This window comes from Natronomonas halophila (genome assembly GCF_013391085.1).
In the GTDB taxonomy this organism is placed as follows: domain Archaea; phylum Halobacteriota; class Halobacteria; order Halobacteriales; family Haloarculaceae; genus Natronomonas; species Natronomonas halophila.
In genome coordinates this window covers 2,839,767-2,857,275 of record NZ_CP058334.1, presented here as the reverse complement: position 1 = coordinate 2,857,275, position 17,509 = coordinate 2,839,767, and the positions used below count along the sequence as shown (strand labels likewise).

24 protein-coding genes and 1 tRNA gene are annotated in these 17,509 nt (G+C 64.0%); 9 read left to right on the top strand and 16 right to left on the bottom strand.

What is annotated here, in order from left to right; all coding sequences use genetic code 11:
• The first annotated feature begins 3 nt into the window (after positions 1 to 3).
• A tRNA-Leu gene (locus HWV23_RS15190) sits at positions 4 to 88 on the top strand.
• Positions 89 to 189: 101 nt separating this feature from the next.
• Here HWV23_RS15190 and HWV23_RS15185 read toward each other — a convergent pair.
• Positions 190 to 324, bottom strand: a complete 135-nt coding sequence (locus HWV23_RS15185) for a rubrerythrin-like domain-containing protein (RefSeq protein ID WP_178291230.1) — start codon at positions 322 to 324, stop codon at positions 190 to 192.
• Between the two features lie 93 nt (positions 325 to 417).
• On the opposite strand from HWV23_RS15185, the gene HWV23_RS15180 reads away from it, so the two are divergent.
• The gene (locus HWV23_RS15180) at positions 418 to 981 is read left to right on the top strand and encodes a DUF420 domain-containing protein (protein ID WP_178291229.1); all 564 of its coding nucleotides are present in this window, start codon (positions 418 to 420) and stop codon (positions 979 to 981) included.
• Positions 982 to 1,068: 87 nt separating this feature from the next.
• Complete coding sequence (locus tag HWV23_RS15175; protein ID WP_178291228.1) at positions 1,069 to 1,782, top strand: SCP2 sterol-binding domain-containing protein; 714 nt, start codon at positions 1,069 to 1,071, stop codon at positions 1,780 to 1,782.
• Positions 1,783 to 1,787: 5 nt separating this feature from the next.
• Here HWV23_RS15175 and purF read toward each other — a convergent pair whose 3' ends face one another.
• From purF to HWV23_RS15155, 4 genes are all read right to left on the bottom strand, one after another.
• On the bottom strand, positions 1,788 to 3,260 hold the full coding sequence (gene purF / locus HWV23_RS15170) for an amidophosphoribosyltransferase (RefSeq protein WP_178291227.1): 1,473 nt from the start codon (positions 3,258 to 3,260) through the stop codon (positions 1,788 to 1,790).
• A gap of 200 nt (positions 3,261 to 3,460) precedes the next feature.
• Complete coding sequence (locus tag HWV23_RS15165) at positions 3,461 to 3,634, bottom strand: 50S ribosomal protein L37e (RefSeq protein WP_178291226.1); 174 nt, start codon at positions 3,632 to 3,634, stop codon at positions 3,461 to 3,463.
• Positions 3,631 to 3,816, bottom strand: coding sequence for an LSM domain-containing protein (locus tag HWV23_RS15160; protein ID WP_178291225.1), 186 nt, complete (start codon positions 3,814 to 3,816; stop codon positions 3,631 to 3,633). Before HWV23_RS15160 ends, HWV23_RS15165 begins: the two co-directional genes overlap by 4 nt.
• A gap of 67 nt (positions 3,817 to 3,883) precedes the next feature.
• Positions 3,884 to 4,948, bottom strand: a complete 1,065-nt coding sequence (locus HWV23_RS15155) for a M20/M25/M40 family metallo-hydrolase (protein ID WP_178291224.1) — start codon at positions 4,946 to 4,948, stop codon at positions 3,884 to 3,886.
• Between the two features lie 124 nt (positions 4,949 to 5,072).
• Here HWV23_RS15155 and HWV23_RS15150 point away from each other — a divergent pair, with 124 nt between their 5' ends.
• Positions 5,073 to 5,336, top strand: a complete 264-nt coding sequence (locus tag HWV23_RS15150) for a hypothetical protein (protein WP_178291223.1) — start codon at positions 5,073 to 5,075, stop codon at positions 5,334 to 5,336.
• Here the strand turns inward: HWV23_RS15150 and HWV23_RS15145 are convergent.
• Positions 5,331 to 6,173, bottom strand: coding sequence for a beta-keto acid cleavage family enzyme (locus HWV23_RS15145; protein ID WP_178291222.1), 843 nt, complete (start codon positions 6,171 to 6,173; stop codon positions 5,331 to 5,333). The genes HWV23_RS15150 and HWV23_RS15145 overlap by 6 nt on opposite strands.
• A complete protein-coding gene (locus tag HWV23_RS15140; RefSeq protein WP_178291221.1) occupies positions 6,170 to 6,367 on the bottom strand; it encodes a hypothetical protein in 198 nt (65 codons plus the stop codon). Before HWV23_RS15140 ends, HWV23_RS15145 begins: the two co-directional genes overlap by 4 nt.
• A 91-nt stretch (positions 6,368 to 6,458) precedes the next feature.
• Here HWV23_RS15140 and HWV23_RS15135 point away from each other — a divergent pair, with 91 nt between their 5' ends.
• Complete coding sequence (locus tag HWV23_RS15135) at positions 6,459 to 7,403, top strand: zinc-dependent metalloprotease (protein WP_178291220.1); 945 nt, start codon at positions 6,459 to 6,461, stop codon at positions 7,401 to 7,403.
• Positions 7,404 to 7,418: 15 nt separating this feature from the next.
• On the opposite strand, the gene HWV23_RS15130 is transcribed toward HWV23_RS15135, so the two are convergent.
• Entirely contained in the window at positions 7,419 to 7,871 is a 453-nt protein-coding gene (locus HWV23_RS15130; RefSeq protein ID WP_178291219.1) for a hypothetical protein, read from the bottom strand.
• Positions 7,872 to 8,016: 145 nt separating this feature from the next.
• Between HWV23_RS15130 and HWV23_RS15125 the strand changes: the two genes are divergently transcribed.
• Positions 8,017 to 8,328, top strand: a complete 312-nt coding sequence (locus HWV23_RS15125) for a DUF7577 domain-containing protein (RefSeq protein ID WP_178291218.1) — start codon at positions 8,017 to 8,019, stop codon at positions 8,326 to 8,328.
• Positions 8,329 to 8,364: 36 nt separating this feature from the next.
• Here the strand turns inward: HWV23_RS15125 and HWV23_RS15120 are convergent, their stop codons facing one another.
• The 4 genes from HWV23_RS15120 to HWV23_RS15105 are packed head-to-tail and all read right to left on the bottom strand — an operon-like array spanning position 8,365 to position 10,573.
• The gene (locus HWV23_RS15120) at positions 8,365 to 8,733 is read right to left on the bottom strand and encodes a Zn-ribbon domain-containing OB-fold protein (RefSeq protein WP_178291217.1); all 369 of its coding nucleotides are present in this window, start codon (positions 8,731 to 8,733) and stop codon (positions 8,365 to 8,367) included.
• Entirely contained in the window at positions 8,730 to 9,896 is a 1,167-nt protein-coding gene (locus HWV23_RS15115; protein WP_178291216.1) for a thiolase C-terminal domain-containing protein, read from the bottom strand. Before HWV23_RS15115 ends, HWV23_RS15120 begins: the two co-directional genes overlap by 4 nt.
• 48 nt (positions 9,897 to 9,944) lie before the next feature.
• Positions 9,945 to 10,181, bottom strand: a complete 237-nt coding sequence (locus HWV23_RS15110) for a hypothetical protein (protein ID WP_178291215.1) — start codon at positions 10,179 to 10,181, stop codon at positions 9,945 to 9,947.
• Complete coding sequence (locus HWV23_RS15105) at positions 10,178 to 10,573, bottom strand: nuclear transport factor 2 family protein (RefSeq protein WP_178291214.1); 396 nt, start codon at positions 10,571 to 10,573, stop codon at positions 10,178 to 10,180. The genes HWV23_RS15110 and HWV23_RS15105 overlap by 4 nt, the downstream gene beginning before the upstream one ends.
• A gap of 287 nt (positions 10,574 to 10,860) precedes the next feature.
• Between HWV23_RS15105 and HWV23_RS17220 the strand changes: the two genes are divergently transcribed.
• Complete coding sequence (locus HWV23_RS17220) at positions 10,861 to 10,986, top strand: hypothetical protein (protein ID WP_281362667.1); 126 nt, start codon at positions 10,861 to 10,863, stop codon at positions 10,984 to 10,986.
• A gap of 69 nt (positions 10,987 to 11,055) precedes the next feature.
• Here the strand turns inward: HWV23_RS17220 and HWV23_RS15100 are convergent, their stop codons facing one another.
• From HWV23_RS15100 to HWV23_RS15090, 3 genes are all read right to left on the bottom strand, one after another.
• A complete protein-coding gene (locus HWV23_RS15100) occupies positions 11,056 to 11,754 on the bottom strand; it encodes a DUF6989 domain-containing protein (protein ID WP_178291213.1) in 699 nt (232 codons plus the stop codon).
• Entirely contained in the window at positions 11,754 to 12,428 is a 675-nt protein-coding gene (locus tag HWV23_RS15095; RefSeq protein WP_178291212.1) for a hypothetical protein, read from the bottom strand. The genes HWV23_RS15100 and HWV23_RS15095 overlap by 1 nt, the downstream gene beginning before the upstream one ends.
• A gap of 241 nt (positions 12,429 to 12,669) precedes the next feature.
• On the bottom strand, positions 12,670 to 14,502 hold the full coding sequence (locus HWV23_RS15090; RefSeq protein ID WP_178291211.1) for an acyl-CoA dehydrogenase family protein: 1,833 nt from the start codon (positions 14,500 to 14,502) through the stop codon (positions 12,670 to 12,672).
• Positions 14,503 to 14,645: 143 nt separating this feature from the next.
• Here HWV23_RS15090 and HWV23_RS15085 point away from each other — a divergent pair, with 143 nt between their 5' ends.
• Both HWV23_RS15085 and HWV23_RS15080 read left to right on the top strand, forming a co-directional pair.
• Positions 14,646 to 15,497 carry an enoyl-CoA hydratase/isomerase family protein gene (locus HWV23_RS15085; RefSeq protein WP_178291210.1) on the top strand — a complete coding sequence of 284 codons (852 nt, stop codon included), beginning with the start codon at positions 14,646 to 14,648 and terminating at the stop codon, positions 15,495 to 15,497.
• A 43-nt stretch (positions 15,498 to 15,540) separates the two neighbouring features.
• Positions 15,541 to 16,431 carry a beta-keto acid cleavage family enzyme gene (locus tag HWV23_RS15080; protein WP_178291209.1) on the top strand — a complete coding sequence of 297 codons (891 nt, stop codon included), beginning with the start codon at positions 15,541 to 15,543 and terminating at the stop codon, positions 16,429 to 16,431.
• A 36-nt stretch (positions 16,432 to 16,467) separates the two neighbouring features.
• On the opposite strand, the gene HWV23_RS15075 is transcribed toward HWV23_RS15080, so the two are convergent.
• Positions 16,468 to 17,445: a DUF7351 domain-containing protein gene (locus HWV23_RS15075; RefSeq protein WP_178291208.1), complete on the bottom strand. Its 978-nt coding sequence runs from the start codon at positions 17,443 to 17,445 to the stop codon at positions 16,468 to 16,470.
• Between the last annotated feature and the right edge of the window lie 64 nt (positions 17,446 to 17,509).

Sequence of the window (17,509 nt, the reverse complement as noted above, 5' to 3'; positions counted from 1 at the left end):
TGTGCGTGGGTAGCCAAGCTAGGCCAACGGCGCAGCGTTGAGGGCGCTGTCCTGTAGAGGTCCGCCGGTTCAAATCCGGTCCCACGCACTGTCAACACAGTGCGGGTGCTCGAAGACAGCACCCACGCAAACTTCTCACGGACGCTAAACGGATAGCTACCGCTCCGACTGCCGCGCGGGAAAAATAGGTTACAGGCTTCGGCTCACGCCGATGTTCTTGAGGTAGCCACCACACGTACAGAGGCGGCCCTCCGGGTCCTTCTGCCGGTCCCCGCAGTCGATACACTCGTAGATGGGTTCGTTTTCCGGTTGTGCCCCGCGCATACCACGTGTGACTTCGCACCCATTCGTGTTAAACGTTAGCACACTACACGACAAATCACGAACACCTATTCGGCGGCCATCCGTAGCGGGGATATGGACACTCGGAGGTGGGCGCGACAGCACGTGCCCCTGTTGACGGCAGTGCTGACCGTCGTATCGCTGGCGGTGGTCTTCGGAGCGGCGTTACAGGCGATTCCGACCGAGCCGTTGCCCGCGCCGGAGGGGCTACTTTCGGCGATTCCGCACGTCAACGCAGTCATCAGTCTCGTGGCAATTGGGACGATTACCGGCGGCGTCCGGGCCATCCGCAACGGCGAGGTGTCGAAACACCGCGCGCTAATGCTGGCGAGTTTCGGCCTGTTCGCCCTGTTTCTCGGGCTGTACCTCTATCGGGTCGCCATCCTCGGCCCGTCGGAGTTCCCCGGTCCCGCGGTGATTCATACGTACGTCTACCTGCCGATACTCCTCGTGCACATCCTGCTGGCTATCGTCTGTGTGCCGTTCGTCTTCTATGCGCTCCTTCTGGCCGGGACCCGGCCCGTCTCGGCGATTTACGAGACGAACCACAAGCGGGCCGGACGAATCGCCGCGGGCCTGTGGCTCATCTCCTTCGCGATGGGCATCGTCGTGTACGCGATGCTGTATCAGATTTACTGACGGCCCGCCGTTCTCGAGGCCTCGCACCAAACGAAATAGGCGGGGGGTTTATACGCACGACGGTCGAGCTTCTTGGTAGCATTCCCCATGGCACTCTATCCTTCCGAACAGTGGCTGGACGAATACGCCCGCCGACTCGACGAGAGTCGGGCCTTCGAAGACGTCGGTACAGGCTGGGGCAAGGGCTTCGACGGTGATATCCGCCTCGTCATTACCGACCTTCCGCTCGAAGAGACGTCCGTCGGGTCGCTTCCCGACCGCATCCTCGAGGGCGTCCCCGAAGCCGTCCGGAGCGAACTGGCGACACTCTCGTTGGCCGAAATCACCTCAGTCGTCGGCGAAGCCGCCCGTGAGGGCCTTCCCGAACAGACGCAGCGGATTCTGCGTCAACTGGAGGAGAACGTACTGGACGGAACGCTGTACGCTCACCTTTCGCTGGAAGACGGCGCCTGCACGGGCGCGTCCGTTCTCACCGACCCCGCGGAGCGAGACGCCGGCTTCACCATCCGCGGCACCTACGATACGTGGCGAAGCATCGTCGACGGCCGCCCGGCGCTTTCGGCCATGCTGCAGGGCGACCTCGACGTCGACGGCAACCGGGCGCGACAGCTCCAGTACTTCGCCATGTTCCAGTTGCTCGGCGATATCGCCGCCGACGTCGAGACGACACACGTGTTCGCAGAATCGCCGACCGACCCCTCCGAGATGGTCATCGACAACGCGGTTCGGCCGACGGTCGCCATCCAGCGCTTCGCCCACCGGCAGGCCTCGTGGGCCGGCCGGACGCTCAACCTGCTTTAAGTACGTTAGTCGTCGGCGATGCCGGCTTCGGCGCCGTCGATATCGGGTCGCGCGACGTCGCGGTCCGTGGTTTCGCCCTCGATATCGTAGGGATACTCGCCGGTCACACAGCCGAGACAGAGGTCCGCACGCGATTCGCCGAGCGCCTCGGCGACGGCGTCGATGGAGAGATACGAAAGGGAGTCGGCGTCGATTTCCTCGCGGATGTCCTCGGTTTCCTGCCCCGCGGCGATGAGTTCCTCGCGAGAGGCCATGTCGATGCCCATGTAGCAGGGCGCGACGATGGCCGGCGCGCCGATGCGCATGTGGACCTCCTCGGCACCGACGTCCTTCAGCAGTTGGACCAGTTGCGTCGAGGTGGTCCCACGGACGATGGAGTCGTCGATGACGGTGACGGTCTTGCCCTCGACGACGTCCCGAATCGGGTTGAGTTTCAGGCGGACGGCCCGCTCGCGGGCGTCCTGTGTCGGCATGATGAACGTCCGGCCGACATAGCGGTTCTTCATCAGGCCCTCGGCGAACTCCACGTCGGCGCCCTCGTCCTGTGCGGCCTCCGCGTAGCCGGAAGCAAAGGCGCGGCCGGAGTCCGGCACCGGAAGGACGACGTCGCTGTCGACGCCGGATTCCTCCCAGAGCTTGCGGCCGAGTTCTCGCCGGACGTCGTAAACGAGGTTGTCGTCGATGCGGGAATCCGGTCGGGCGAAGTAGACGTGTTCGAAGAAACAGTGGGCGGTGTTGTCCTGGTCGACCAGTTGATAGGAATCGAAGCCGCTGCCGTCGGTGTCGAGAACGACGAGTTCGCCGGGCTTGACGTCGCGGACGAACTCCCCGTCGAGGACATCGATGGCGGCGGATTCGGAGGCGAGCATATAGCCACCGTCGACCTCACCGATACAGAGCGGGCGATTGCCCTCGGGGTCGCGGACGCCCAACACGGTGTCGTCGTGCATGATGGTCAGCGAGTAGGAGCCGTGAATCCGGCCCATCGTGCGCTTGACTGCGCGGATGAGGTCCTCCTCCAGCAGGTTCCGCGCGAGGTCGTGGGCGATGACCTCGGTGTCGCCGTCGCTGGTGAAGGCGTGGCCCTTGGCGGCCAGTTCCTCGCGGACCTCGTCGGCGTTGACGAGGTTCCCGTTGTGGCTCAGGCCGAGCGAGCCGGATTTGAACGAGACTGAAAAGGGCTGGGCACACGAGGAGTCGACGCTGCCGGCGGTCGGATAGCGGACGTGGCCGATACCCGTCTCGCCGTTCAGCGACTGAAGGTCCCCCTCGTCGAAGGCGTCTCCGACGAGTCCCATCTCGACGTGGCTGTGCTGCTGGAACCCGTCGTGGGTGACGATACCCGCCGATTCCTGTCCTCGATGCTGGAGCGCGTATAGCGCGTAGTACAGCGGTCGTGCCGCCTCGCGGTCATCGAGCGAGACGCCGACCACGCCGCATTTCTCCGTCGGCCCCTCCGAGCGCCGCCCGTCTGGCATGGATAGAGGTGACGCGTCCAAGGGTAAAAGCATACTCCATCGTGCGTGCTTTGGTGGTAATCACGGACGTGTGTATGCACGATTCTGTATAATTAAGTCGAAACCGACAGCCACCGCATCGCTGGCGCTACGCGGGGCGTTCGGCGCGTCAGAACGGTGCCGTGGCTACGCGAGGTGGAGAACGCAGGAAAATCGAGGCGTTATTCGCCCTGCTTCGACTGCCACGCGTAGTCGCGACGCTTGGCGGACTTGCCGAACCCACAGGAGGCACAGACCTTCTTTCGGCTGTGGTAGGACTTCTCGCCGCAGCGTCGGCATTTCACGTGTGTCGTCTTGTTCTTCTTACCCTGACTTGGGGTCCCGGCTCCGGTCATGGTTCTATCGAAACGACGTTATCGCCGCGGATAATGGTTACGTTGTCGCCCTCCTCGAGGACGAGATTCATGTGTTGGTCGTAGCCGGCGAGTTCGCCATCGTACACCTCGCCGCCTTTCAGCGTGACGCTTACTTCGGAACCCAGCGTTTCTTCGAGCACGTCGAGCGGACGGTCAGTCATACTGGAAGTCGCTCACGCCGATAGTATAAACGCACCGGCATACGGCGGCGACGGCGGCCGAACGCGGCTATACGTCGACCGAAAACGGCCCGAACTCGGCGGCGCGGGCGGCGACCGCCGCCAGCAGGTCGGCCGCCTCATCGAGGTCATCGAGGTCGATTACCTCCACGGGCGTGTGCATATAGCGGTTCGGCAGGCCGACGTTTAGCGACGGGATGCCGCCCTTGGCCGTATAGAAGGCGTCAGCATCGGTTCCGGTATAGGAACCGGAGGCCTGCAACTGGACGTCGATGTCATCATCGTCGGCCGCGGTCCGGGCCGCAGCCACCAGTTTCGGATGGTTCGCGCTGCCGCGGGCGACCACGGGGCCGGCCCCGAGGTCGATATCGCCGCCCTTGTTTCCGGGCGAATCCGGCTGGTCCGTCGCGTGGGTCACGTCCGTCGCGATGACTGCATCCGGCGCGAGGTCGAAGCCGACCATCCGGGCACCCTTGAGGCCGATTTCCTCCTGAACCGTCGAGATGGCATACACCGTCGCGTCCGGCTCGGCCTCGACGGCGCGGCGGAACGCCTCGGCAGCCGTCCAGATGCCGACCCGGTTGTCCATCCCGCGGGCCGCGACGCGGCGGTCCGCGAGGTCCGTTATCTCGGTATCGAAGGTAATCGGGTCGCCGACGTCGACGAGTTCGCGGGCTTCCGCCTCGTCTTCGACGCCGATATCGACGTACTGCTCGTTGATGTCGTCGTACTCGTTGTCGTCGGCCTCCCGGAGATGGATGGCGACCTGTCCGACGACGCCCTCGATGGGTCCGTCGCTGGTGTAAACCGTGACGTACTGGCCGCGGGTGACCGTCTTGTCCGACCCGCCGATTCGGGTGAGTTTCAGGAAGCCGTCGTCGGTGATATCGCGGACCATCAGGCCGATTTCGTCGCCGTGGCCGGCGAGCGCGATAGAGGGGGCCTCGGGGGCGCCCTCGTAGACGGCGACGGCATTGCCGTAGTCGTCGACGCGGGTTTCGTCGGCGAACTCCTCGACGTAATCCAGCCAGACGCGCTGTCCCGGGGTCTCGAATCCCGAGGGGGTAGCGGTCGACAGAAGGTCGTCGAGGAACGTCCGTTGACGCTCGTTCATATCGTCTCCTCGGGCGTCGGATATAAGAACGTCCCGGCATGGACCGCTCAACCCCCGCTACGGACCGTTCGGCCGCACGCGGCGTCACACGAGTATATAAGTATCCGACCGCCGAACCATCGGTATGGTCGAGTTCACCTTCCTCGAAGTCCATCTCGATGACTCCTCGCTGACCGCCAACGCCCCCTACAGCCACGGCGAAAAGGACGTCGTCGCCAGCGACGAGCCACCGGCCGAAACCGGCGGTTCGAAGAAAGGCAGCGCCCTTGCTGCGGTTGTCGGCCTACTCTTCCTCGCGGCGGTCGCCTATCTCGCGAAGAAGAAGTTCCTCGATGCCGACGAGGACGAAAACGCGTTCGACACCGACGATATCGCGCCTGATTTATAAACCGAGTATCTCCCGCGCCTCGTCGGGCGAGGCGACGGGCCGTTCCAGCGTCTCCGCGAGCGTCGCCGCCCGTGCGACTAACTGCTCGTTGGTCGCGAGTTCGCCCTGCCGGAAGTAGCGGTTGTCTTCGAGGCCGACCCGGACGTGGCCGCCGAAGACGATACCCATCGCCGTGAATGGCAACTGGTGGGGGCCGAACGCGAGCGTGTTGAACGTCGCGCCCTCCGGCAGATGCTCGATGAGGTTCAAGAAGTTTTTCGGGGTCGGCATCGCCGTCGTTCCGCCGCCGAAGATGAGCGTCGTGTGATACGGCTCCTCCAGCAGGTCCGGCCGCCGGTCCAGCAGGCCGTGGACCTCGTTGAGATGGCCGCCGTTGAACACCTCCACCTCTGGTTTGATACCCCGTTCGCGCATCTCCTCGCCGAGGGCCTCCACGAGCGCACGCGTGTTCTCCGACGTGAGGTGCTGGTACCGGTTGAGCGGCCCCATGTCCAGCGACGCCATATCGGGCGCCGGGTCCGTCCGCAGGGGTTCGTGCCGAAGGTCGTCGGGCGCGCCGGTGCCGCCCGTCGAGTGCTGGACGATGAGGTCGGTTCGCTCGCGGACGGCCTCGGTCAGTTCCTGAAAGCGTTCGCGTTCGAAGGTCCGTTCGCCGTTTTCCTTCCGGGCGTGCAGGTGGACGACGCTGGCGCCGGCTTCCTCGCAGGCTTCGGCCGCCTCGGCGACTTCCTCGGGCGTCTCCGGAAGGTGTTGGCTCGCTTCCTTGCCGTGGACGCCGCCGGTCAGCGCCGCCGTGATGATGACCGGCTCGCCGCGCTGGTAGGCCTCGTAACTCATGCGTCGTCGCTTCCCTCCCCTGCCGCTTCCTTGTAAAACTCGCAGTCCTCGGCGTGATGCAGGTCGTAGCGGTCGTTGCAGATGTCGGCTCGCATCGGCTGGACGAACGCATCGACCGCCGTACAGTAGGCGCGTTCGGTGTCGAACGAGCGGTCCTCGCCCTCGTCGCGGTAGTCGAGATACGGACAGGCCATGCAGGCACCACGGCCGGCGATGATAAAACCGTTCGCGGACGGCGATGTACCCACCCGGAAGGCCTTTGGCTCCCGGTAGGGTAGTCAAAGCGTGAACCTCTTTCGCGCCGCCCGCGCCGTCGCCGACACCGAGGGCGACGGCCCAGTCGACTGGACCGCCGTCAGCACCGCGGCCCACGCGGCGACCGACGCCGGCGATCTGACCCTCTTGGAGGCCGAACGCGACGGCTACGCCGACGACGTGGCCGACGCCCGCGACGGCATTCGCGAGGCCGCCGCCATCGATTTCGACCTGCCCCACAGCGTCCAGATTCAGAACCGTCACCACTGGATCGACGCCAACATCGGCACCTTCGAGCGACTGCTCGGCCCGCTCGAATCCCAGGCGTCGCTGGCGCCGTCGCTGACCCGGACCGCCAACACCGGGTCGATGGCCGTCACGCTGGGCTTTCTCGCCAACAACGTCCTCGGACAGTACGACCCCCTCCTGCTCGGCGACGGCGACCACGAACTCTACTTCGTCCACCCGAACATCGAGAAAGTAGCTGAGAGCCTCGACGTCGACCGCGACCGCTTCCGGCGCTGGATCGCCTTCCACGAGGTCTCGCATGCCGCCGAGTTCGGCGCCGCCCCGTGGCTCGGCCCGCACCTCGAAGACAAGATGGAAGACGCCGTCTCGGACCTCGCCGCCGGTAATATCGACCGCGAGGCCCTCCGGGAACTCACCGTGACGATGACCGCCGTCGAGGGCTACGCGGAACTCGTCATGGACCGCGCCTTCGACCGCGAATACGAGGATTTGCGAGAGAAACTCGACGCCCGCCGGCAGAACGCCGGCCCGATTTCCGGTCTCATCCGGAAGCTGCTGGGCTTCGATATGAAGCGCAAGCAGTACGAACGCGGCAAGGAGTTCTTCGACGCCGTCGCCGACGCTCGGGGCGTCGCCGCGGCCGGCATCGTCTGGGAGGACCCCGACAACCTGCCGACCGACGAGGAACTCGACGACCCGTCGCTGTGGCTTTCGCGGGTCGCCTGACCGGGATTTTGGGGCTCAGCTACTGTTTATACAGCCACCCCAGCCGTACTCGCCGCGGTCGCTCTGTGCGTCTACGAACATCGAATCCGTGCAGAACGGAGTAAGGACGACCACGAAAACCTCCCCGTCGTGTTGGATATATATCCCGGACGGATAGCTGGAACCGTGTTCGCTCCGGTCGTACCACGGAAGGTTCGAGAGGGCCTGCGCTACGCTATCGTACTCCCTTTCGGAAACCTCGACTTCTCCGACACCACTTTCGTTCTGACTCACGCGCTGAATGACGTCTTGTACCGGGGCAACACCGCTGATTCGGTCATCGGTCGCCGCAGTAACCGACGCGTTTGGTGGTTTGTCGACCTCCAGCGCTTCCAACAGGCCACCTTCAGTGCCGGGGTCGTTAAGGCACCCAGAGAGGAACGCACTCGCCGCACACCCGATCGTCGCGAGGTACTGCCGACGATTCATACGCCAGTACGAGAAGCTACGGGTATATAATCGCTTTAAATCCCTCAGCCCGACTGAAGCATCAGACCATCCACCGACGCGTTCGAACCCACCCTCGTATCTCCCGCGAACGCCTAAGTAACAGAAGTCCGTAGTATCGACCGTTATGGAACAGTTCGTCTGGCTCGTCGCGCTGGCGGCGCTGCTCTTCGGCCTCCATGCGGCGGTGGTCGTCTACCTCTACCGCAGGGCGACGGACTCGACCGACGCGATGGACCTGCTTGAGACCCACACCCAGCAGGATGACAGGCCCTCAGTCGAGGAGTCGGCGGGCCGAGACGACGAGCGCATCGCCTGTCCGACCTGCGGGACGCCGAACGACCCGAGCTATCGCTTCTGCCGCCGCTGTATCAGCGACCTCTCGGGAGGGTCAGCGGCCAATGCCGCCGCCAACGGGGCCGACCGCCTCGGCAACTGAGACGCTTTCGCGGAGGCAAAAAGGGACGCGTAGCTTCTATTCCGCGGCGAAGGTCGGCGCCACGTAGCCTTCGTGGTCCTCGACGAACCCCGAGACGGAGACGGAATCGCCGATATCGACCTCGCCGTCGGTCAGCCGCCCCATCACGCGGGCGTCGCCCAACTGGACGACGACGACCTGATAGCCGCGCTCCTCGATGGGTGCCGGCGGGACGTGAATCGTCGTTTCGGTGTAGACGGTCCCCTCGCTCGGCAGTTCGACGGTTTCGAGGCCTCTCGACCCGCAGTCGGGACAGGCCGCCTTCGGCGTGCCCTGAACCTTTCCGCAGTCGGGACACTCCTGGCCGAGCAGGTCGCCGTCTTCGACCGCATCGCTCCATTCGGCGTGGGTGAGTCGGTCGCTCATTGTCGGGCCTCCATGACGGTCACAACGGTGGTAGCGGCGTCCCCGCCGAGGTTGTGCGCGACGCCCTGTTCGACGCCGTCGAGTTGGCGCTCGCCCGCGTCGCCGCGGAGGTGTTCGGTCAACTCGACGATTTGAGCGGTGCCGGTCGCGCCGATGGGGTGGCCCTTGGCCTTCAGGCCGCCGGAGGGGTTGATAGGGATGTCGCCGTCGCGGGCGGTGCGACCCTCTGCGGCCGCGGGGCCACCTTCACCCTCCGCGACGAGGCCGAGGGCCTCGCTGGCGAGGATTTCCGCGCCGGTAAAGCAGTCGTGGACCTCCGCGAAATCCATCGCGTCGGCGGTCGTGTCGGCCTGTTCGTAGGCCTGTGCGGCCGCATCGCGGGCCGCCTGCGTGACGTGCGGTTGGTCCTTGTCGCCGATGGGGACCACGTCCGTCGCGTGACCGATGCCCGAGACGTCGACGGGGGCATCGAAGGAGTCGGCGTAGTCGTCGCTGACGATGACGACGGCGCTCGCGCCGTCGGAGAACGGACAGCAGTCCATCAAGCGGAAGGGGTCGGCGATTTTCGGCGCATCCAGCGCCTCCTCGACTGTCGTCTGCTTGCCGAAGTGGGCGTTCGGATTGAGACTGCCGTTGCCGTGGTTCTTGACCGCGACGTGAGCCAACTGCTCTTCGGTCGTCCCGTGTTCGTGCATGTGCCGCTGGGTGAACAGCGCGAAGACGCCCGGGAACGTGAGGCCGGTCGGCTGTTCGTACTGCCGGTGAGAGGCGGAGGCGAAGATGCGGGTCATCTCCGGCGTGTCCTTGCCCGTCTCGGGCGTACACCGCTCGACACCGCCGACCAAAGCGACGTCGTGGACGCCCGCTTCGACGGCCTCGACGGCGTTCTTGAAGGCGTTCGAGGAGGTCGCACACGCGTCCTCGTAGCGCTGGACCGGGATGCCCGCCATCCCGACGTGGGAGGCGAGTTTCGGCCCGAGGTGGGTGTCGTTCTCGGTCTGGCCGCCCATCGCGTTGCCGAAGTAGAAGGCATCGACGTCGTCCGGGGTGATTCCGGCGTCGTCGAACGCGTCGAGGGCGGCGCGCCCGAACAGTTCTTGTAGCGGTGTGTCGTGGACGCCGAACTTCGTCATGCCGGCGCCGACGACCGCGGCTCGTGCCATACCGAGACATGGGGGAACACCGCTAATAATCCGTACGGTCCGCGAAGCTTATTTCCGGTACTCGTAGTCGGTCGCCGGCGCCAGCGCCTCCGGGTCGGGGAAGAGATACCACACGAGCGCGATGCCGACGAGCAGGCCACCGACGACGGCGCCCACGACGATTTTCAGCGACGCGTCACCCTGCGAGGTGATGAGGCCCGCCGAGGCTCCGACCAGCAGGACGAAGATGACCTTCACCCAGCGCATCGTCTTGGCGCGGTCCTCGCCGGATATCGGCCCGGTCATCGCGTCCCCCCTTCGGTAGAAACGTGCATCCCGACGAACCGCCAATCGGTCTCCAGTCGGTCATCGTCCGCGCGGCGTTCGAGCGTTCCGCTCCAGCGGGTTTCGAACTCGTAGCGGATGCCGTGTTCGAGGCTGTTCCAGGCCATGAAGACGTCGTCGGAGAACCACGCGTGTTCGTCGCGTTCCTCGACGACGAGTCGGTCGCTGTCGACGGCCCAGCCCTCGGTCGTCTGCGTCTGTGCGCGGAGGCCGGCCTCGATTTCCTCGTAGCCTGTCAGTCGCTCGCCGATACCGAACTTGACGGTCGATGCGTCGCGGGCGAAGAAGGGATGTAACGGCTCGCCGTCACGGAGCGCGTCGTAGTACGCTCGCACGGTCGCCTCGGCGTCCATAGTCGAGGTTGCCTCCCGGAGAACTTACCGCTGCTGATTGAGGGCGAGACCCCGACCGGGGATAGGACCAACGATTTTCCCGTTCCCGCCGTGGATATTTAGCCAATTACACGGCCAGTTATCGCGTACAGGATGGACGTATCTGATATTTTGTCCGCTTACTGAGACGGACGTCCAAATATGAATACGTCCTTAAATTGGTTGGAGTATATTAACATTATCGTTCATTAACTTTATTATCATCCATCGTCGTTCATGCGATACAGCGCGAAAGCGCCCGACAACAAATGACCCGCTATACGGACGAAACCAACACCGGCGCTCCGATGGTCCCGATCAAGACTGACGACTCCCTCCCCTCGTCGCTCAGCGAGGAAACCCTCGAAGAGACCGTATTCAGCCACCGCCTCTAGGGCATTATCAAGGTATTCTACCGTTTTCAGTAGCCGACAGCGACAGCCCTCGGGATTCGGTTTCGGCCCTTAGGTGATTACCGCGAGGAGTGTGAACAGATAATAGACGCCCGCGTAACTCGCGATGACTGTCATCCCGATCCCGATGCCGCCTGTGACCGAATCCCGCCGCACCCAGTAGTACACCGACGCGAACATGGCTGCCTCTGCGACCAGGACGAACAGGGGTGCGTGTCCGACCCACCCAAGTGGCGCATCAGTATACGTCCAGCCACCGCCTCGACTGGCGAGCGATTCGTAGCCGCTCTCGGCGACAAAGGCGAACACCGCAGGCCCGAGATACGCAGCCGTTCGCCCCACCTCGTCAGCGAGGCGAAGCCCGACGTATCCCATGAAGGCGATGAGGATCGCCCACGCGAACGGCATGTAGGCAGGAGACCGCAAGACGAACGGATATCCCGACGGATACGCCAGCGTCCCGGCAATTTCGACCAGAAAGTAGTCAGCGAGTAGTTCCAGAACGCCGCCAATCGTGCCGATGACGAGGAGGTGTTTCACCGTCGCATCGTACCGGGCGAACAACACGCCGACTCCGTAGGAAGAAATCGCATAAGCGTAGGAGAGCGCCGTCGATTGGACGAAGAGGAAGTTGTGATAGTAGGCGAGGACGGTGAGACCCATCCAGCCCCCGACGAGGACGTCCCGTCGCGTGAGCGAAGAACGGACCCGCGTGACCGCCGACGGTGTAGTGGACGACCCCTGAGCCATCACGAGGACACCCGTCGGGAATCGGTCACTCGATTCGCACGTCGTCGATACGCCTCGTAGAGGACGGGAACGCCGAGGGGCAACGAGAGCACTCCGAAGACCGCGAGTCCGTATTCCCTGCCCCGGCCGTATCGAGCCCCCAGGAGTACGACGATGGCACCGAGCGTGGCAATCGCGTATGCGAGGTTACTCCAGACCGGGTCGTAGGACGAACAGTACAGCCAGCAGACGAACGTGTAGGACGGTGCGTTCCACGTCGGCGGGTAGAGTTTCGGCCAGAAGAACCGACAATAGGTCGTCAGGCCAAACATTGCGAGCGTCGGCAAGCCGGCGAGCCACGCCGTCGGTCCGAATGGGGTGCTGAGTCCGTACCGTCGATAGCCCGCCAGAAACAGCGCCGGGAAGCCAGCGACCCAGAGCCAGATCCCGACGGTGTAGGTCACCGGCCAGTGTTCGATTCGTGGTTGTTCGAACGGGAATCGAAACGACGCCGGCAGCGTTGCCCACGGAAACGAGGGGTCGGGGACCGGATTGGTGACGAAGGCAACCAGACAGAGCCCCGTTCCAACCAGTAAGCCATAGAGGCCAAGTGTCGCATATCGGTCCAACCAGTTGGGGAGGGTAGCTTGCGCCGTCACGCCCCTCCGCGCTGCCGTCTCGATTTTCTCGGACATATATTTTTCAGACCTCGGTATCGGATAATACGGGTTCAGTATCCAATGCAATTGTGCTTAATATTCTTCACCTATAATGAGCGAAACTCTTCGACAACTATGTTCTATCCCGATTCGAAACGTAAATTCAAACCCGGCTGTCGGTTGTCGGCTTCTCAAACCGTAGTATGAGCGGGAAACGATCGTAGGAAAGGAGAAGCGCTCGGGACAGCGGTATCCAGTGAGTGATTCGACGCGAACGTCAGTCGTCGGCCGGCGCCGCGTCGACCAGCGCCTCGGGTTCGACGCTCGCGTATTTGACGATGGCCGCGAAGGCGTCGTCCTCCATAGCAAAGCGCTCGCCGGAGGTGACGCCGTAGGCCTCGTCATCACCGAATCGCGTGCTGACGAACCGTTCGGCGACGAGGGCCTTCCGAGCATCGCCGTCCTCGTCGATTTGCGTCTGGGCTTCCTCGAGCAGGAGCGCCGCGGTCACGACGTCGAAGATGAGGTCGGCGAAGCGCTTGCCGTGGTACTGCGCGTAGTCGCCGTCCTCGGTCGCCAACGTCGCCAGCGCGTTCTGGAGTTCGAGGAATCGCTCCTCGACGTCGTCGGCCAGTTCGTCGAGGTGGGGATGTTCGACGGCATCCAGTTTCGCCTGCACGTACGGCAGCAGGGCCTCGTGTGCGTCCTCGCGGTTCAGCGCCCGGAGGGTGTCGAGCGCGAGGATGTTCGACGGTCCCTCCCAGATGGGCAGGACCTGTGCGTCCCGAAGCAGGCGCTCGGTCGTATGCTCGCGGACGTAGCCGTTGCCACCGAGAATCTCCATCGCGTAGGACGTCGTCTCGACGGACATACGCGCGGTCTTGTACTTGGCGACGGGGATGAACAGGCGCATGAGCTGGTAGACGTCGTCACCGGGGCCGGCGTCGGTTCGCTCGCGCTCGTCCAGCAGGCGGGCGCCCTCGAAGGAGAAGACGGCGGCGGCCTCGTAGTCGACGGCCATGTCTACCAGGTCCCGGCGCATCAGCGGGTACTCGTCGATGGTGTCGCCGAAGGCCTCCCGCTGGGCGGCCCGGACCTTGGCCTCCAGCAGGGCCCGGCCCATCACGCCGACAGAGCCCGTCGCGTTGGTGAGCCGCTCGAAGTTCATCATCTCGGCCATGTATTTGAAGCCCTCCTGCTCCTCGCCGACGAGGTAGGCCTCGGCGCCCTCGAACTGGATTTCGCCGGTCGGTACGGAGGTGGTGCCGAGTTTGTCCTTCAGGCGGCGGAAGTGCGATTCGTTGACCTCGCCGTTCGGCTTGGTTCGGGGCACGAGAAACAGCGACAGGCCCTCGACACCCTCGGGAGCGTCGGGCGTGCGCGCGAGGGCGAGCGCGCCCTCGGCGTCGATGTTCGAGCAGAACCACTTCTCGCCGTAGAGTTCGTAGACGCGGTCGGCGGCGACGCCGCCTCCTCTCCGAGACGTCTCCGCCGTCTCGCTGTCCTCGTCGGTCCGCTCCGCGCGAACCTCGTTCGCGCCGACGTCGGAGCCACCCTGCTCTTCGGTGAGGAACATCGCGCCCTCGATGTGCTCCTCGAGGTCGCGGGCGGTCAGCCCCTCGAAATAGTCATCGAGTGTGCCGTCGTCGAACTTATCGAGGACGATGGCGGCGCCGTTCGTCATCGAGACGGGACAGCAAAAGCCCATATCGACGTAGGACAGAAGCGCCTGCATCATCAGCGCGTGCGAGAGCCCGACCGGCTCATCGCGGCCCGGTGGCGCATGAAAGGCGTCGTGCGTGATGCCGAACTCCTCGTAGGCGATTTCCTCCTGCTCGTGGATGAGCGGGTGGTATTCGACCTCGTTCAGGCGCTCGCCGTACTTGTCGAAGGACTTCAGTTCGTGGCCCGCTTTGTCGATGCGGTCGGCGGTATCGGCCATCCGATGGCCGAGCGCCTCGCCGAACTCTGACAGCAGGTCCTCGGCCCATTCGAACTCGTCGTCGGGGTAGACGCGCTGGGCCTCGAACTGCAACGTCGGGTCCAGCGCCCAGTAGTTGCAGTTTCGACCCTCGTCCAGTTCCCCGTAGTCGATGGGGTCAGTTGCCATGCGTCATGCTTTGGATGCCCCGGCATAAATTCCCCCGTCGAACACGTTCGACAACCGCTGTTCCACTTTTCACGGTTAAACTAATTGTTCGTTTACAACCGTCCGAAATCATCATAGTACCGCCACCGCATCCGTATGACAGCATGGTCACGAGCGAGGACCTTTCCAACGACGACCTCGACGTCGAGGTAGCCGACGACGACCTCGTCGTCCGGGCGACTATCGACCGCCCGGAGGACCGCAACGCCCTGAACGGAAACGTCATCGACGGGTTGTCGGCAGTGCTCGATTTCGCCGACGACGGCCCGGCCCGCGTCGTCGTCATCCGCGGCGCCGAGGGCACCTTCTGTGCCGGCGGCGACATCAAGTCGATGGCAAGCGCCGTCGGTCAGGGCTCGCAGGCCTACCGCGAGGGATTTGCGGGCATGAAACAACTCATCGAGAAGGCCGTCGACACGGCCGCGCTCACCGTCGCCGCCGTCGAAGGCTACTGTCTGGCCGGCGGGATGGGACTGGCCGCCGCCTGCGACGTCATCGTCGCCAGCGAGGAGGCCACCTTCGGCACGCCCGAGGTCGACATCGGCATCTTCCCCGCACAGGCGCTCGTGCCGATCATGCGCACAGTCAACGAAAAACAGGCTCTCAAATACCTCTTTACCGGCGAACATTTCGACGCCGGGACTGCCCACGATATCGGCTTTACCACCGACCTCGTGGCCCCCGAGGAATTCGACGACGAACTCGATTCGCTCGTCGACGACCTCGCCACGCCGTCGTCATTTATGATCGAAATCGGCAAGGAGTCCTTCTACAACCAGCGCGAGATGGGCTTTTCCGAGTCGCTGGATTACATGCGCGAGATGGTCACGATGCTGGCGATGAGCGACGACGCCGAGGAGGGGTTCAACTCCTTCCTCACCGGCGAGGAACCCGACTGGAAGGGCCGCCCCGACGAGGACGGCGAGGACGACGCCGACGCCACCGACGACGAATAGCCCGCTAACCGCACGACGAACCAACCAACACCAAACTCCAATCATGGCAATCGAACAAGAATCCGTCAAAGGCAACGACCCCGACAAAGCGATTATTAGCGCGGCGCTGACCGGCGCGCTCACCACGCGCGACCAGTGTGAGCACATTCCCTACACACCGGAAGAAATCGCCGAAGACGCCGCCGAAGCCCGCGAGAACGGCGCCGCCGTCGCGCACATCCACGCCCGGACCGACAACGGCTCGCCGACCTTCGATGAGGAGGTGTATCAGGAGATTTACGACGAGATTCGCGACCGCACGGACATCCTCATCAACTTCTCGACGGGCGCGCTCCACGAACCCGTCGACACCCGCCTCCAGTACGTCGAGGGTGTCCAGCCCGACATCGCCGCCCTGAACATGGGGTCGATGAACTACGCGAAGTACAGCGAATCGCGCGACGACTTCGTCTTCGATATGGTCTTCGAGAACCCGTTCAACGAAATCGAGCAGTTCCTCGAAGCGATGAACGAATCGGGCGTCAAGCCGGAACTGGAGTGTTTCGACACGGGGCATATCGGGAACATCCGCCCGTTCCTCGAATCCGGCACCCTCGAACACCCGATTCATTTCTCCCTTATCATGGGCGTTCTGGGCGGCATCCCCCCGAGCGTCGAGAACCTCGCTCATCAGGTCCGCCAACTGCCCGACGACGCCAACTGGCAGGTCATCGGCATCTCCGAGGACCAGTGGCAACTCGTCGCCGCCGCCCTCTCGATGGGCGGCAACGTCCGCGTCGGCCTCGAAGACAACTTCTACCTGCCGAACGGTGAGATGGCGACCAATCCCGAACTCGTCGGCAAGGCTGCCGAGATGGCTCGCAACGTCGGCCGCGAACCCGCGACGCCCGAGGAGGCCGCCGAAATCATGGAAATCGACGCTCCCCACTTCTGAATCGGCTCTGAGGGACCGAGCGTCCGGTTCCTCTTTTCAGGCCGTTCGTTCGCTGACCTCCAGTACGGTCAGGTCCTCGGCGAGTCGCACGCGGATTTCGTCACCGTCCATCTCGGTCGTCACGTCGACACGCGGCGGGGTCTCCGAGACTAGGTCCACCTTCGAAGTGGCCTCGTCCAACCGGCGCTCGATTTGTGCTAGGCTCTCGACGCCGTACTGCAGTTCGAGGCCGTGTCGGTAGCAGAACCCGACCACAGCGGGATGGTACTTCGCGATGCTCCCGAGCGTCGACTGGACCCACTCCTTGCAGACCGCACAGGATAGCCGCGCGGCCCCCCGACCGTTCCGACCGCAGTTCCCACAGATGCCGTCGTCCTCGTGGTCCTCACAGACGACGACCGACCGCTCGATGGGCCCGGAACACGTCGGACAGACCCCCTCGATCATGCTGTGGAGTTTCTGGTAGGTCGTCAGCCACGCCGCGGCGTAAATCTCCTCGGGCGTGCGGTCGGCCAGCGCCGCCGGGTGCAGCGAAAAGCGCGCGAGTTGGCCGCGTTCGTCGTCGCTGCGGTCCGTCCAGAGGCCATCACACTCGGTGCAGAACACGTAGACCCACCCGTCCTCGTAGGCGATTTCGGCGGGACTACCACAGAGTTTACAGTCCATATCGACCGTCGTCGGTTCGAGAGTCCGCTCCTCGATTCCCGTGCCGGCGATAACCGACCGGACGACGGTGAGTCCGGCGTCGCTGAGTCGGTATCCGTCATCGGTCGCGTCGACGAAGTGGTCGGTGAGGCGGTCGAGGTGGTAGTTGAACTGGCCGCTGTCGGCCGTCCCGACGCGTTCGCGCAACTCGGAGAACTGGAGCGTGGTATCCTCCGCGAAAGGCCGATAGCTCTCCCAGAGCGTAACCAGAATGGCGAGTCGGGTCTCGTTGGCCAGTAGTTCGAAGGCGTCGATAGCCGGGCCACCCGCTGTGAGGTCTTCCAGCGGAGATCCCGCCTGCTCGGACATACCGGATGGACTGCGTGAGTTCATGTAAACCTCCGTCGTGGCTGCCATCGCTGGACGCGATGGA

Coding starts and splice junctions, on each gene's coding strand:
- HWV23_RS15120 (WP_178291217.1), bottom strand. CDS start 8,733: ATGAGCGACCGACTCACCCACGCCGAATGGAGCGATGCGGTCGAAGAC.
- HWV23_RS15150 (WP_178291223.1), top strand. CDS start 5,073: ATGGTCGAGTTCACCTTCCTCGAAGTCCATCTCGATGACTCCTCGCTG.
- HWV23_RS15130 (WP_178291219.1), bottom strand. CDS start 7,871: ATGAATCGTCGGCAGTACCTCGCGACGATCGGGTGTGCGGCGAGTGCG.
- HWV23_RS17220 (WP_281362667.1), top strand. CDS start 10,861: ATGACCCGCTATACGGACGAAACCAACACCGGCGCTCCGATGGTCCCG.
- HWV23_RS15175 (WP_178291228.1), top strand. CDS start 1,069: ATGGCACTCTATCCTTCCGAACAGTGGCTGGACGAATACGCCCGCCGA.
- purF (WP_178291227.1), bottom strand. CDS start 3,260: ATGCCAGACGGGCGGCGCTCGGAGGGGCCGACGGAGAAATGCGGCGTG.
- HWV23_RS15100 (WP_178291213.1), bottom strand. CDS start 11,754: ATGGCTCAGGGGTCGTCCACTACACCGTCGGCGGTCACGCGGGTCCGT.
- HWV23_RS15090 (WP_178291211.1), bottom strand. CDS start 14,502: ATGGCAACTGACCCCATCGACTACGGGGAACTGGACGAGGGTCGAAAC.
- HWV23_RS15105 (WP_178291214.1), bottom strand. CDS start 10,573: ATGGACGCCGAGGCGACCGTGCGAGCGTACTACGACGCGCTCCGTGAC.
- HWV23_RS15095 (WP_178291212.1), bottom strand. CDS start 12,428: ATGTCCGAGAAAATCGAGACGGCAGCGCGGAGGGGCGTGACGGCGCAA.
- HWV23_RS15145 (WP_178291222.1), bottom strand. CDS start 6,173: ATGAGTTACGAGGCCTACCAGCGCGGCGAGCCGGTCATCATCACGGCG.
- HWV23_RS15075 (WP_178291208.1), bottom strand. CDS start 17,445: ATGTCCGAGCAGGCGGGATCTCCGCTGGAAGACCTCACAGCGGGTGGC.
- HWV23_RS15180 (WP_178291229.1), top strand. CDS start 418: ATGGACACTCGGAGGTGGGCGCGACAGCACGTGCCCCTGTTGACGGCA.
- HWV23_RS15185 (WP_178291230.1), bottom strand. CDS start 324: ATGCGCGGGGCACAACCGGAAAACGAACCCATCTACGAGTGTATCGAC.
- HWV23_RS15160 (WP_178291225.1), bottom strand. CDS start 3,816: ATGACTGACCGTCCGCTCGACGTGCTCGAAGAAACGCTGGGTTCCGAA.
- HWV23_RS15165 (WP_178291226.1), bottom strand. CDS start 3,634: ATGACCGGAGCCGGGACCCCAAGTCAGGGTAAGAAGAACAAGACGACA.
- HWV23_RS15115 (WP_178291216.1), bottom strand. CDS start 9,896: ATGGCACGAGCCGCGGTCGTCGGCGCCGGCATGACGAAGTTCGGCGTC.
- HWV23_RS15085 (WP_178291210.1), top strand. CDS start 14,646: ATGGTCACGAGCGAGGACCTTTCCAACGACGACCTCGACGTCGAGGTA.
- HWV23_RS15080 (WP_178291209.1), top strand. CDS start 15,541: ATGGCAATCGAACAAGAATCCGTCAAAGGCAACGACCCCGACAAAGCG.
- HWV23_RS15155 (WP_178291224.1), bottom strand. CDS start 4,948: ATGAACGAGCGTCAACGGACGTTCCTCGACGACCTTCTGTCGACCGCT.
- HWV23_RS15140 (WP_178291221.1), bottom strand. CDS start 6,367: ATGGCCTGTCCGTATCTCGACTACCGCGACGAGGGCGAGGACCGCTCG.
- HWV23_RS15110 (WP_178291215.1), bottom strand. CDS start 10,181: ATGACCGGGCCGATATCCGGCGAGGACCGCGCCAAGACGATGCGCTGG.
- HWV23_RS15125 (WP_178291218.1), top strand. CDS start 8,017: ATGGAACAGTTCGTCTGGCTCGTCGCGCTGGCGGCGCTGCTCTTCGGC.